The organism is Paraburkholderia jirisanensis (assembly GCF_054782355.1).
Genome location: NZ_BAAGSQ010000029.1, coordinates 410,041 through 423,543, shown reverse-complemented (window position 1 = coordinate 423,543; position 13,503 = coordinate 410,041). Strand labels below are relative to the sequence as shown.

Sequence of the window (13,503 nt, the reverse complement as noted above, 5' to 3'; positions counted from 1 at the left end):
GGTGTGTTCGAACTTCGACCGTGTGCTTCAGTCGACCTCGGACTTCACGACGTCGAGCGTTTTCGTATCGAAGTAGATCTCGACCTTCTTGCCCTCCTTGTTGGTGCCGTAGATCTCGTAGCAATTGCCGTCGACCTTGAATTTCTTGATCTTGTAGCCCTGCCCTTCAAGTTGCGCGCGCGCGTCGGACTCCTTCATCCATTCGCTCTTCGGATGCGCGGTGCAGTCCGCCTTTGCGAATGCGGCTCCGGGGACAGCAATCGCCGTAACGGCAGTAACCGCGGCAACCAGCGTAGTCAGCTTGAGCATCTCGACACCTCGTTTGTTGTAGGGGAAACGAAAGCAACTCTGCCACAAACGAGAACGTCTCTCAACTTCATCTGAACCGCTTCGCAACTTTTGACATCTTCCGAGGGCGCGCCGGACCAACCGCGAAAGGCCCGCAGCACGGCGAATCATCGGATCCCGAAACACAGCCAGCGGTTTTCGCGCCGACCATTTGCCACTATCATGGCGGGACTTTTGCCGAAGTCGCGTCGCCCCCGCCTTACCTTTCCCCCGGTTTCAAGCAGCGCGCCTTTCGGTCAGCCAACGCTGCGCTGACGACTCCCCGTCGATTGGCGCCACCCTGTCAGATGAACAAAGATTCCACGCACACCGCGTTGTTGTGGATCGTCGCTACCGGCTTCTTCATGCAAGCGCTGGATACGACGATCGTCAACACCGCCTTGCCTTCGATTGCCCATAGCCTGGGCGTTCCCCCGCTCGCGATGCAGCCGATCGTCGTCGCGTACACGCTGACGATGGCGCTCATCACGCCGGCCTCCGGCTGGCTAGCCGACCGCTTCGGCACGCGGCGCGTGTACTTCACCGCGATCCTGCTGTTCGTGATCGGCTCGCTGTGCTGCGCCGGCGCGCATACGCGCGGCCAGCTGATCCTCGCGCGCGTGCTGCAAGGTGTCGGCGGCTCGATGCTGCTGCCGATCGGACGGCTCGCGGTGTTGCGCGCGGTCACTGGCGAGGCCTACGTATCGGCGCTCGCGCTGATTTCGGTGGCGGGCCAGGTCGGCCCGATCCTCGGCCCGACGCTCGGCGGCTGGTTCGTCGAAGCGCTGACATGGCACTGGATCTTCCTGATCAACATCCCGATCGGCGCGGTGGGTCTGCTGGCGGTGAACCGCTATCTGCCCGACGCCGCATCGCGCGACGCGCCGCCGTTCGACCTGATCGGTTGCGGTTTGCTGTCGCTGTGCATGGTCGCCTGCTCGCTGGCGATCGACGTGCCGATGCATACGCATCGCGTCGCATGGTCGGTGGGTTTGTTCGTGCTCGGGGTCGCGGCCGCGCTGGTCTACATTCCGTATGCGCGGCGCGCGCCCAAACCGCTGTTCCGGCTGGGCCTGTTCCGCGAACCGAACTTTAGCGTCGGGCTGATCGGCAACCTGATCGCACGGGTCGGCGCAAGCGCGGTGCCGTTTCTGGTGCCGCTGCTGCTGCAACTGCAGCTCGGCTATACGCCGTTGCATTCGGGCTTGATGATGTTGCCCGCCGCGCTGGTCGGCACCGTCGCGAAACGCTGGATCGCACCGCTGATCCGCCGCTACGGCTATGAGACCTTCCTGTTCGTCAACACGATCGTGGTCGGCGCGTCGATCGTTGCGTTCGCACTCTTTTCGCAAGGCACGCCGCTGTGGGTGGAAATCGCGGTGCTGGGCATTTTCGGCGGCGCCAACTCGATGCAGTTCGCGGCGATGAACAGCGTCACGCTCAAAGGCCTGTCGATCGAGGATGCCGGCAGCGGCAACAGCCTGTTCTCGATGGTGCAGATGCTGGCGATTGGGTTGGGCGTGTCGATCGGCGGCGGGCTTGTGAACCTGTTCACCGACGAGTGGCATTCGGCGGGGTTGGCGTTCCGGCTCAGCTTTACGTGCGTCGGGCTGATCACGTTGCTGTCGGCGCTGGTGTTCCGGCGCCTCGACGACGATCCGGGTCGGCCGGTGCCGGCGGCGCCACGCGCCGTGCAGTAGCCGGTTCGCCGCGTCGCGGCTGGCCGTGCGCCGCTGGCCGTGCGCCGCTGGTCGCGCGCTGCTGGCCGCACGCCGCTGGTCGCACGCCGCTGGTCGCACGCCGCTGGTCGCACGCCGCTGGTCGCACGCTGCTGGTCGCACGCTGCTGGTCGCACGCCGCTGGCCGCGCGCTGCTGGTCGCACGCCGCTGGCCGCGCGCCGCTCAATCCGCTGGTCGCGCGCGGGCCTACCGTGTGCACCGGTCCGCGGCAGACACAGGCCGCAGCGCGGACAGGTCGAAGTCCGCTTCCTTCAGGCCCTGCTGGGTCAACGCGACCCAGTGCAGGCTGGTCGGCGATCTGACCAGCCCCATGCTGCCCACCTCGCCCCATTTGATCGGCGAAGGCAGCGTGCCCGCCAGTTCCAGCGATGCCGCGCCGAGCTGCAACGCGAGCAGCCGGCCGTCGCGCGACGGCGTGAAGGCACGCTCGCCGATCACGGTGATGCTGGCTTCGCGCACCGTGGCCGGCATGCAGGCAAGCGTCGCGGTGGTCGCGCCGCTCGCATCGAGCAGTTGCGCGAAGCCCTTGCCGTCGTCGCCGGTTGCGACTACCAGAAAACGTTCGAGTGCAGGCACATACGCGACCGCGTACGTGTAGTAACGCAGCCGCTGCGCCAGCACGCGCGCTTCGGTCAGGCTCCCGTCCTGCGGATTGAAGACAGCTGTCTTGAGCCGCGCATAGGAGGTGCCGCTCACGTATTGCTGCCAGACTAGCAGCGCGCGCGTCGGCGAGCCGGCAATCAGCGGCCACCATTCGCGCACGCGCGGCGCGACGTCGACTGCTTGCAGTTGCTTGCCGTCGGCATCGTAGGTTTTCAGGTACACGCCGTTGCCGGTGCCGAGATTGTCCTGGCCGCCACCGTCCACCCAGTCGTCCGAATAGAACACCACGAAGCGCGTGCCCACTGCCGCGACGTGCCCCGAATGGCCGCCCGATTTGACGTCGTTCGGATACGGCAGCACGCCTTGCAGATCGGACGTATAGACGCCGTAGCGCTGGCTCACTTCGTCGGGCGTATTCCAGCCGTCTTCGAAACTCACCATCACGTGGCCGCTGTCGTTTTCAGCCACCGATACGGGCTCTTGCGCTTCGCCGCGGCTGATGAAAATCCGCGGCTTGTCGAGATTGGCCTGTTGCGGCGACCAGTGCGCGACGTACACGTCGTGGGTCCAGTTGCGGTCGCGGCCCGGCCCGCGCGGCGGCAGACCCGAACTGCTGAAGAACACGTTGGCGTCGCCATGTGCGTCGGCCGCGGCGCCGATGCCGTGCATATAGGCGCGCGGGTCGATCGTGCGCGAGCGGCTCGCGCCCTTTGCCGCAGCGCTCGCCGACAGCGGGCATAAGCACGCATGGGCGCCGAGCAGCGCGGCGATCGCCAGCACAGTTCGCATCATGTTTTCTCGTTCGATGGATAACGGACTTCGCTGCGTTGCGACGTATGTTGAGTTCTTCGCACGACACCCGCCCGCATTCGAGCGTCCTGCCGATGATCGCCCGGCTGGGCACGCCGGCACCGTTATCGAACGCACAGGCGCCCGCACACGCATACGTCGGACACCCGATGATGCGTTGCGCGCTGCAGCCGGGAAAGGAAGGCGGCCACATTCAATGGCGGTCGGTGCGGTAGGTATCAGCCGGTCGCTCCCGGTTGCCATGCGCGCGCGCGGCGTACCCCTTTGCGGGCAAATCGCGCGCAAAGCGCTCATTCAGGCCTAATTCGCGGCGCCGATCATCTGCACATGGCCTGGACACACCGTCGAGCCAACCCACCGATTCAAGCCGTTCGATACCGTCAAGCGAGGCTCAACATGTACACGCACATCCTGGTTGCAGTCGGCACTCAAACCGATTCGGTCACACTGGAAGCCGCTATCCGGCTCGCGCGCGAATGCGGCGCGCGGCTGACCACGCTGCATGTCGTCGATCCGATGCCGGGCCAGGCGCTCGCAGCGGATTGCAATTTCGGTTACACGCGCGACGTGTTCGAAGCGTATGGGCGCGAGCTTGCCGCGCACAACCTCGCGGCAATGCGCGAAGCCGGCTGCGACGGCGAAGCGCACACGCTGACGTTGCCGATGTGCGGCGGCACGATCGGCTGTGCGATCGCCGGCCACGCGCGGCAAATCGGCGCGGATCTGATCATGGTGGGCAAGCCGCACCTGTCGTGGATCAGCCTGTTCGAGGAGAACGTGTACAAGCAGGTGCTGCACTATGCGCAGGTACCGGTGCTGATCGCATCCGACAAGATGCCGGCCGCGGCTGGCCGCACGCTCGCGCTGCGCCAGCCGATGATCGAAACGACCGGCGCATGACGCAGGCAGGGCGAGTCAGGCAAACCGTCGAATTCGACTGTAGTGAGCCAGCTCGTCCGCTCGTCAGGCATCAGGCGCGACCAGACCCGGCCGCTACGCCATGGCCGCAGCCGCAAGCATCAGCCCGCACCGCACGACTCAAGCGCGGTATTCGAGCTTCGGATACCAATCCGTGCCGCGCCCTTCCGGCGTCAGATCGAGAATCGTCCAGAGCGGCATCGGATCGGGCGCACCGCGCGGGTCCTGGCCGGGGTCCGCTGTCTCGAAGCCCATCTCGGCGCCCCAGAAATGGCGGATCGCGCCGTTGCGACGCGTGAACACATTGAGCGCCGGGTCGTCGCCGCCTTCCCGCGAGATCGCGTAATAATCGCGGCTGAACAGCCCGTTCAGATCCGAATACAGCCGCAGGTCGCGCCAGCCGCGCTCCTTCTTGAAAGCCACCAGCCGCTCGAGCGGCGAGCGCGCAATCACCGCGAGCGCGACGCGCTGCTCGATATCGCGCGCCTCGCCGTTCCATGCGCCGAGCAGCGACGTGCACATCGGACACGGCCGCTCGCGCTGCGGCCCGAACATGTAGCTGTAGACCACCAGCGTGTCTTTGTCGCCGAACAGGCCCGCGAAATCGACGGGCCCTTGCTCCCCCTCGAAACGATAGTCGCCACCTACGGTGCCGCCGGGCGGCAGCGTGCGGCGCAACGCGGCCACCTGCTCGATATGGCGGCGCAGTTCGATTTCCTCAGCCAGCAGCGCATTGCGCGCGCGACGATATTCGGCGCTCTCGTTCGGGAACGTGAACGTATTGCGCTGCGCGAGTTCTAGAGCGGGAACCAGCGGGTGGGTCAGTGCCATGACAGTCTCCTTTTGAATGAGGGCTGTGGGTGACGCTTGAAGCAGGGGACAACCGAACACAAAGCACAACCAGACCGTTCAATCGCGATCCGGCGCACCAGGCGGGAAAAACGAGCGAAACGGCCGCGCTTCGTCGACCGCGCGTGCAAACGAAGGCCGCGCCAGCAAGCGCTGCCGGTATGCGCTCAGGTGTGCAAGGCCGGAATCGATGCGATGTACCCAGTCTGCATAAAACAGCGCGGGTGCCGCGGCGCAATCGGCAACACTGAAGCGGTCGGCGGCGGCCCATTCACGCTCTGCCAGCGTGCGTTCGAGCCAGCCATATGCGTTGTCGAGCATCGCGTGCGCTTCGGCCACGCCACGCACATCCCGCTCATCGAGCGGACGCATGCTGTCGAAAACGATCTTCTGCACCGGTATCGACACGTAGTTATCGAAAATGCGTTCCATGTGGCGCACTTCCAGCGCCACGCGCGGGTTGTCCGGCACCAGCTGCACCGGGCCCGGATGGTACAACCCAAGATATTCGATGATGACCGTCGATTCGGTGACGACACGCTCGCCGTCCATCAGCAATGGAAAGCGCTTGAACGGCCATAACGCCGCGAATTGCGCGCCGTTTTGCGGATGCTCCGGGGATAGCGTGCGCCACTCGAACGGCGTGGCGTTTTCGTACAGTGCGATCAGCACCTTCTGGCAGAACGACGAGAAGGGATGGCCGTAGAACTTGAGTGTCATTGCGTGTCACCTCCGGTGAAGCGGTCTGGTTCGGGTATTTATAACCACGACGAACCACCTCGGCCGGAATCGACACCTACGACACGTACGACGGAAAATTTATCGAATCGCCGATACCGCGGGCAACTGGGACTAGCGCTGCGCCGCAGCCGCGCCCGCTTCCAGCAAGATCGACGCAGCTGCGGCGGCCGCCACCTGAGCCCCCAGCACGAGATGCGCTTCGGCCGTATCTTCGATGAAATCGTGGCTCACGCCGCCGATGCTCGGCACGAACAGCATGCAGGCCGGCATATGCTGCGCGATCAGCTGCGCGTCGTGCGCCGCGCCGCTCGGCATATGCACCCACTGCCCCGCCGCCAGCGACTGCGCCGCACGCGCCAGGTGCTGTTGCAGCGCGGCATCCATCGTCACCGGCTCCATCGGATCGTCGAAGCTCGACAGTTCCGTGCGCACCGGGCCGCGCGCGTCGAACTCGCGCACCAGTTCCGCGAGCGCCGCATCCATCGCCTGCAGGCGCTGCGCATTGCTGTCGCGAAACTGCACGAACAGGCTCGCCTCGCCGGGCACCACGCTCAGCGAGCCGGGCTCGAGGTCGATGCGCCCGACCGTCCACACGGTATCGGCGTCGGCCAGCGCGCGAAATGCTTCGTCCATGCGCGCAATGAACGCAACCAGCGCCGCACCCGCATCGCGCCGGATCGACATCGGCGTGGTGCCCGCATGGTTGCGCTGGCCGACGAAACGCACGCGCATCTCGCGCATGCCGACGATGGTCGTCACCACGCCGATGGCATTGCCGCTCGCCTCGAGGCGCCCGCCCTGCTCGATATGCGGCTCCAGATAGCCGGCGTAGCGCGCCCGCTCGAGCCGCACGCGCGGCGCATCGGCGAGCCCGGCTGCGGCCAGCGCATCCTGCAGACGCTGGCCGGTGCGGCTTTGCGCACTGTGCAGCGCCTCGTCGACCGGTTCGCCGACGAAGCTGCGGCTGCCGAGCAGCCCGGAAAACGTGCCCTCTTCGTCGCTCCACGAAGCAACGTCCACCGCGAGATGCCGGGTCTCGTCGGCTTCGGCGAAGGCGCGCGCGATTTCCAGCCCGCAGATCACGCCGAGCGCACCGTCGAGCCAGCCGCCGGTCGGCTGGGTGTCGGTATGCGAGCCGATCAGCAGCGCCGGCCCGGCGTTGCGCGAGCGGCCGAACACCGTGCCGACCCCGTCGATCGTCGCGTCGAGCCCTGCCTCGGTCATCCGGCCGGCCAGCCAGCGGCGCGCGTCGATATCGACCGGCGAAAGCGCGAGGCGCACGACGCCCGGCCCGGTCGCACCGAAGCTGCGCAGCCGCTTCAGGTCGTCGAGCAGGCGCGTGGGGTTGATGTTGGGCACGATGGGGTTCTCCTTCGGAAGGCGGGAAGCGGGAAGCGGAGCGCAACGGGTGAAACGCTGCGGCGCACGGAACCCCGCAGCGGGTGAACGCGCCGGCCTCGAACGAGCCAGCCCGCACGCCGCGCAAAACGCGCAAGCTTACACGTCGCGCGCGCGCACCGCCTGCCCCTGGCGCTTTTTCGCACGGCGGCGCGCGACCATATTCATCGCTTCGACAAACGCCGAGAACGCCATCGCCGCATAGATGTAGCCCTTCGGCACGTGCGAGCCGAAACCTTCCGCGATCAGCGTCATGCCGATCACCAGCAAAAAGCTGAGCGCCAGCATCACGATGGTCGGATTGTGGTCGATGAAGCGCGACAGCGGCCCCGATGCGAACAGCATCGCCGCAACCGCGACGATCACCGCCACGAACATGATCGGCACGTGTTCGGTCATACCCACCGCGGCGATGATGCTGTCGATCGAAAACACCAGGTCGAGCACCAGGATCTGGCCGATCGCAGCCCACGCCGACACGCTCTTCGTCGCGCCGTCCGCTGCGACGCCGCCTGCGTCATGCATCACGTGATGATGCATTTCGCGGGTCGCTTTCCACACCAGGAACAGGCCGCCGCCGATCAGGATCAGATCGCGCCACGACAGACCGCGGCCGAACACGTCGAACACCGGCTCGGTCAGGCGTACGATCCACGCCACCGCGCCGAGCAGCCCGAGCCGCAGCACCAGCGCCAGACCGATGCCGATGCGCCGCGTGCGGCCACGCTGTGCTTCGGGCAGCTTGTTGCTCAGGATCGAGATGAAGATCAGGTTGTCGATGCCGAGCACGACTTCCATCACGATGAGCGTCGCGAGCGCGGCCCATGCGGCAGGATCGGCGGCCAGAACGAGCAAGGTATCCATGCGCTTTACGCCTCCATCACGCGACGATTGCGGGAATTGCAGGCACTGCGCCGCGCTTTACTCCAGCGCGGTCTCGACTTGCAAGGCGGCCCAGCTGATGCTCGACACGCCCTTTTCCATGCTGAGCCGGCTCGCCATCAGTTCGAGCTTGGCCTGATCTTTCGGATGCATGCGCACCGTTGCGGTCACTTCGATGCGCGGCGGCTCGCCTTCGACGTCGCGGCTCGTCAGGCTCTGAAACGACAGCGGTTGCGAATACATCGAATTCGACAGCAGCGTGCGGATATGAATCTCGTCGTGCTCGCGGCACACGACGGTAATCACGTATTCGCGCACGAGATCCGCGCTCGACACCGGCGTTGCGTTGATCGCGCGGCTGAGCTCGCGCAGCAACGTATTGGCCGCCAGCACCGCGAGCGTGCCGGCCAGCGCCGGGCCGTAGTGCCCACTGCCGCACAGCACGCCGACCGCCGCTGCGCACCACAGCGTGGCTGCTGTATTGATGCCCTGAATCGAGCCCTTGTCGCGCATGATCACGCCGCCGCCCAGAAAGCCGACGCCCGACACCACATACGCGGCGATCTGCGTGACGCCCGCGGTGCCGTTACCGGACAGCACGCCGAGCGTGACGAACAGGCACGCGCCGGTCGCCACCAGCGTGATGGTGCGCAAGCCCGCGCTGCGCTGCCGCAACTGCCGTTCGAGGCCGATTGCGACACCGCAGGCAAATGCGGCCAGCAGCCGCCAGACGAAATCGGCAGTCATGGTTGAAAGCGGAAAAGAAGGGAGTGCGACGATTCAGGCCGAACGATAGCCCGAAGTCAGGGGTTTGCGCCAGTGCGGCGGGCGCGGCGGGCGTGGCGGGTGTGGCGGGTGTGGCGGGTGTGGCGGGTGTGGGCAGGCGTGCGTTGAGGTCCGCCGAGGCTGCCGCCCGATGAAAGCGCGCTGCGCTATGCATGCTCCCTAAGCGCGTGGCGATACGCCGTCGCGTGATGCACGGCCATAGGGCCGTGCATCACGCATCGATCGCTGTCGGCCCGCTTGTCGGCCCGCTTGTCAGCCCGCCTGCTTGACGAACGCGTCGAACGCCGCCGCATACTCCGGATGCCAGCGCGACAGCGCAGGCCGGTTCTCGACGATATCGCCAGCCGCCCACAAGATGCGCCGCTCGTCGAGCGAGCGCGCCACGTCGTTGTCCGGGCACAGGATGTAGAAGTCGCCTGCGGTGAGCCGCTCCATCATGAAATCGACTGTCTGCTCCGGCGTCCATGCGCCGGCCGGCTTCTCGGTGCGATCGCGCCGCGTCAGTTCGGTGAACACGAAGCCCGGAATCAGCAGATGCGCGCTGATCTGGCAGTTCGCGGTATTGCGCAGCTCATGCTGAAGCGCCTCGGTGAACGCCTTCAACCCCGCTTTCGCGACGTTGTACGCCGGGTCGCCGGGCGGCGTCGTGATGCCCTGCTTCGAGCCGGTGTTGATCACGAGCCCGGGGCGGCCGCGTTCGATCATCTCCGGCACGAAGGTCTGCGTGCCGTGGATCACGCCCCACAGGTTCACGTTCAGCACGCGCTGCCAGTTCTGGTCGGGACCGAACATGCTGCTGCCGGGCTGGATGCCGGCGTTGTTCATCAGCACGTCGGTGCCGCCGAAGCGTTCGCGCACGACTGCCTGCAGACGGCCGACGTCGTCGACGCGGCTGACGTCGGTGGGTTGTGCGAAGACATCGGTTGCGCCGTTGGCGGCATGTGCGGCGACCTCTTCGACGGCGCGCGCGAGGCGCTCGGCGCCAAGATCGGCGATGCATACGCGCATACCCAGTTGCGCGAAACGCCGTGCGGCGGCCAGACCAATGCCGGAGGCGCCGCCGGTAATCACAGCGACGGCGCCCGAAGTGAAGGCGGGATGAGTCATCGGAATCCTCGTTGACACGGGGGCCGCGACGTCATTGCCGCGGTCCCGGTTGATGTGGACCATGCGGCCGACGATGCTAGCACGAAGCAATGACACCGGTTGGCGGCGCGGGCAGCGACACGCAAGCTCGCAACGCTGCTTTCAGCGTGCCGCCCATCACTCCGCATTGCGCGTGCTTTCCACCAGCTTCACCAGCGTATGCAGCACACGATTGGCCGGCGTCGGCACACCCAGCGCTTCGCCGCGCCTGACGATCAGCCCGTTCAGATGATCGATCTCGCTGCGCTTGCCGCGCGCCATGTCCTGTGCGGTCGACGAATACTGCGTGGGCATCGTCTCTGCAATGCGGCGCACCGCGAGTTCGACGTCACCGGGAATCACAACACCATCGGCCTGCGCCACCGCGACGCATTCCGCCACCACGTCGCGGATCACCGCCGGCACGCCGCCGCGTTCGACCAGTTGGCCATATGGCAGCTGCGCCAGCGCCGACAGCGCGTTATACGCACAGTTGAGCACCAGCTTCGCCCACAGCGCGCCGCGCACGTTATCGGAGATTTCGGTCGGCACCTGCGCTTCGATGAACGCGCGCGCCACCGTCTGGCTGGCAGCCGCAGGCTCGATCACGAGTTCGCCGCGCCCGTGGTGCCGTACATGTCCGGGGCCGGCCATCCCGGTTGCCACGTACACCACCGCGGCCGCCACCGGCTGCGGCACTTGCATGCGCAGGCGGTCGGCATTGTCGACGCCGTTTTGCATCGTCAGCAGCAGCGTATCGGCTGCGAGATACGGTTTGAGCTGCTGGCCTGCGCTTTCGGTATCGGTGGATTTCACGCAGAACAGCACGAGTTGCGCGCCCTGCGCGGCGCTGGCTTCGGTGCTCGCCTGCACTTTCAGGTACTCGTCGAAGTCGTGTCGCTCCAGCCGCAGGCCCGCGCGCCGGATCGCGTCGACGTGCTGCGCGCGGCCGATCAGCACGACTTCGTGGCCGGCCCGCGCCAGCATACCGCCGTAGTAGCAACCCACCGCGCCCGCGCCCATTACCGCCACTTTCATTGCTTGTCTCCCGGAGTGGTTTGCGTGGTGGCCGCCGCGCCTGACGCACGTGCGTCGCGCTGTGCGTCGATCCGCGCGATATGCATCGATGAGCGGCCACCCGAGTCCGGAACGGTAGCACGAAGGCTTGCCGCGCATTTGCAGCGGCAGCGGCGCAGCACCGGCGCCGCGCGTTGCGTGTTGCCGTTGTCTCGTTGCGACCGGCGGCGCGGCGCCGCGCTATCCCGTCCTGAGCGGCTGCGGGCTCGGCAAGCTACCCGTCGCATTGAGCCGCTCATATTCGGCGATCAGCTGCGCGCCGAACAGCAGCAGCGTGGCGAGCGCTTCGAGACTGAACAGCACGACGATCGCGGTGGCGAGCGAGCCGTACACGACGTTCACCTGCGACAGCGTCGCGAAGTACCACACCAGCACGTGCCGGGTGATTTCCCACAACAGCGCAGCGGCCAGCGCCCCCATCAGCGCATGCCGCGGCGTGGGCCTACCGACCGGAATCACCAGATAGATCGAGGTCAGCACGAATACCTCGCCCGCCACGCCGAGTACATACAGCACCGCGCGCACGGCGCCGGTCAGCGAAATCGGCTCGCCGAACAGCACGATGCCGTCGCTTGCCACTACCTGCAGGCTGCTGGTAACCAGCGTGACGATCAGCACGCCGATACCGAGCGACAGGCTGAAGCAATACGGCACGATCGCCGACACCATGAAATGCCGCCGGCGGATCGCGACGCGATGCACGAAAATAATCGACAGCGCATTTTCCAGCACGGTAAACGCCAGCGAACTGAAGAAGATCATCGTCAATAGCAGCAGCCAGCCGACCACGTCGCGATGCGCGAGAAAATTCGCGAGTTCGCGAACCAATGCTTTCGATTGCCCGGGTATCAGCCATTCGAGCAGGCGCGTCAGCGTGTCGAGCAACAACTGCTCGCCGACGAAATGCGAGAACGCGATCGCCACCAGAATCAGCAGCGGCACGATCGACAGCAGCGCGTAATACGCCACCGCGCCCGCCAGCAGCAGGCCCTGATTTGCGCGAAACGCCTTCAGCGCCTGCAACAGGAAGCGGCCCGGATGGGCCGCGACGAAATGCAGGGCGGGGTTATGGATCGTCGTCATCGTGTGGGTCTGCCGTCACTGGCTCGTCACTGGCCGTTAGCGTCCGGCGACACGCCGCACGGTACGCGCGATCCATGCGGTCAGGCCGTTGCGCACCACCAGCGAAGCAATGCGTCGCGGCCCGAGAATCAGCGAGCCGAGCAGAATCGCCGCCAGCAGCGTGACGTTCGGCGCGGTGCTGACCAGCGCCGGCAGGTTGGCCGGTGCAAACGACGAGCGGCGCGGCGCACCCGCCTTCGCCGCAGCCGCCTCGCGCGCAGCCAGCAGATCCGCGCGCGACACGGCCATGCGCGCGAGTACCGCGGCGTGCAGCACCTTGTTGTCCGAGTTTGAGTGCGAGCTCATTTGAGCGCCTCCTTGACCGCATCGAGATCGTTGTGAATTTCGTGCTGCAACGCCTGAAACGACCACACCGGCCGCTGCATGCTGAACACCACGAACGCCGCCACCGACAGCACCAGCCACCCGATCGCCACGCCCCACACCGCGTGAATGAAATAAGGCGTGGCCCAGAAGGTCGCGATAATCGCGATGCACACGAACGACAGCGTCAGCAGCCCCGCGACCGCCAGCGCAACCAGCGCGATCACTTCGCGCAGCAGGCGGGTGCGCGTCTGCGCGAGCTCCAGCGACAATAGCTCGCTATAGTCGGCGAGGCGCTCGACGCAAAAACGGCTGACGTTGCCCCATTGGGTCACCTTCGAATGGATCGACATGGCGATGCTCCCTCGCGTGCCTCCTGTGCTCGCGCCGGCGCGGCGTGACGATGCTCGATGCGGGTAGCCGAAACGCGTGCCCGGCGTGGCACGCGGCCCTGTCCCCACCACGCCCGCGAGGTTCAGCGACGCGCGTCAGCATCGTCGCCGTGATTCCACGACCACAGCGCGCCGAGCGCGAAGCCGACCGCGGCGGTCACCGCGAGCGTCGTCAGCGGCTTCTCGATCATCGAGTCGCGCGCGATCTCCGCGGTATCCGCGCATAACTGCTGCGCCCTGCCGCACAATTCCTTCGCCTTGCCGGACATCTGCATGCCGGCATCGCCGAGCGCGCCGCCGATGGCATCCTGCGCAGTACCGACAGCTTCTCGAATAACCCCTTCCGTCTTTGACGTTTCCATCTGCGCAGCTCCTGTTGATCTGGGTGACCGGAATAAGCGGACCGCGG

15 protein-coding genes are annotated in these 13,503 nt (G+C 66.2%); 2 read left to right on the top strand and 13 right to left on the bottom strand.

Annotation, left to right across the window (positions count from 1 at the left end; translation table 11 throughout):
• Positions 1-27 precede the first annotated feature (27 nt).
• The gene (locus ACYVNQ_RS27575; RefSeq protein WP_460906820.1) at positions 28-309 is read right to left on the bottom strand and encodes a PepSY domain-containing protein; all 282 of its coding nucleotides are present in this window, start codon (positions 307-309) and stop codon (positions 28-30) included.
• Positions 310-635: 326 nt separating this feature from the next.
• On the opposite strand from ACYVNQ_RS27575, the gene ACYVNQ_RS27570 reads away from it, so the two are divergent.
• The gene (locus tag ACYVNQ_RS27570; protein WP_460906818.1) at positions 636-2,027 is read left to right on the top strand and encodes a DHA2 family efflux MFS transporter permease subunit; all 1,392 of its coding nucleotides are present in this window, start codon (positions 636-638) and stop codon (positions 2,025-2,027) included.
• A 226-nt stretch (positions 2,028-2,253) separates the two neighbouring features.
• On the opposite strand, the gene ACYVNQ_RS27565 is transcribed toward ACYVNQ_RS27570, so the two are convergent.
• Entirely contained in the window at positions 2,254-3,459 is a 1,206-nt protein-coding gene (locus ACYVNQ_RS27565; protein WP_460907717.1) for a hypothetical protein, read from the bottom strand.
• Between the two features lie 417 nt (positions 3,460-3,876).
• On the opposite strand from ACYVNQ_RS27565, the gene ACYVNQ_RS27560 reads away from it, so the two are divergent.
• The gene (locus ACYVNQ_RS27560) at positions 3,877-4,380 is read left to right on the top strand and encodes a universal stress protein (RefSeq protein ID WP_460906816.1); all 504 of its coding nucleotides are present in this window, start codon (positions 3,877-3,879) and stop codon (positions 4,378-4,380) included.
• Positions 4,381-4,518: 138 nt separating this feature from the next.
• Here ACYVNQ_RS27560 and ACYVNQ_RS27555 read toward each other — a convergent pair whose 3' ends face one another.
• The 11 genes from ACYVNQ_RS27555 to ACYVNQ_RS27505 form a co-directional block, all read right to left on the bottom strand.
• The gene (locus tag ACYVNQ_RS27555; RefSeq protein ID WP_460906814.1) at positions 4,519-5,229 is read right to left on the bottom strand and encodes a DUF899 family protein; all 711 of its coding nucleotides are present in this window, start codon (positions 5,227-5,229) and stop codon (positions 4,519-4,521) included.
• A gap of 78 nt (positions 5,230-5,307) precedes the next feature.
• Positions 5,308-5,967 (bottom strand): glutathione S-transferase family protein, encoded by a 660-nt coding sequence (locus tag ACYVNQ_RS27550; RefSeq protein WP_460906812.1) that lies wholly within the window; start codon positions 5,965-5,967, stop codon positions 5,308-5,310.
• A gap of 132 nt (positions 5,968-6,099) precedes the next feature.
• A complete protein-coding gene (locus ACYVNQ_RS27545; RefSeq protein ID WP_460906810.1) occupies positions 6,100-7,347 on the bottom strand; it encodes a Zn-dependent hydrolase in 1,248 nt (415 codons plus the stop codon).
• Between the two features lie 138 nt (positions 7,348-7,485).
• Positions 7,486-8,250: a TerC family protein gene (locus ACYVNQ_RS27540; RefSeq protein WP_460906809.1), complete on the bottom strand. Its 765-nt coding sequence runs from the start codon at positions 8,248-8,250 to the stop codon at positions 7,486-7,488.
• Between the two features lie 57 nt (positions 8,251-8,307).
• The gene (locus ACYVNQ_RS27535; protein WP_460906807.1) at positions 8,308-9,015 is read right to left on the bottom strand and encodes an MgtC/SapB family protein; all 708 of its coding nucleotides are present in this window, start codon (positions 9,013-9,015) and stop codon (positions 8,308-8,310) included.
• Positions 9,016-9,306: 291 nt separating this feature from the next.
• Positions 9,307-10,161 (bottom strand): SDR family NAD(P)-dependent oxidoreductase, encoded by an 855-nt coding sequence (locus tag ACYVNQ_RS27530; RefSeq protein ID WP_460906805.1) that lies wholly within the window; start codon positions 10,159-10,161, stop codon positions 9,307-9,309.
• Between the two features lie 156 nt (positions 10,162-10,317).
• Positions 10,318-11,217, bottom strand: a complete 900-nt coding sequence (locus ACYVNQ_RS27525) for a ketopantoate reductase family protein (protein ID WP_460906803.1) — start codon at positions 11,215-11,217, stop codon at positions 10,318-10,320.
• A 219-nt stretch (positions 11,218-11,436) separates the two neighbouring features.
• Positions 11,437-12,339, bottom strand: a complete 903-nt coding sequence (locus tag ACYVNQ_RS27520; protein WP_460906801.1) for a YihY/virulence factor BrkB family protein — start codon at positions 12,337-12,339, stop codon at positions 11,437-11,439.
• Between the two features lie 36 nt (positions 12,340-12,375).
• Entirely contained in the window at positions 12,376-12,684 is a 309-nt protein-coding gene (locus ACYVNQ_RS27515) for a hypothetical protein (RefSeq protein ID WP_460906799.1), read from the bottom strand.
• Entirely contained in the window at positions 12,681-13,055 is a 375-nt protein-coding gene (locus ACYVNQ_RS27510; protein ID WP_460906797.1) for a phage holin family protein, read from the bottom strand. Before ACYVNQ_RS27510 ends, ACYVNQ_RS27515 begins: the two co-directional genes overlap by 4 nt.
• A 122-nt stretch (positions 13,056-13,177) precedes the next feature.
• Positions 13,178-13,456, bottom strand: a complete 279-nt coding sequence (locus tag ACYVNQ_RS27505) for a CsbD family protein (protein ID WP_460906795.1) — start codon at positions 13,454-13,456, stop codon at positions 13,178-13,180.
• Positions 13,457-13,503 lie beyond the last annotated feature (47 nt).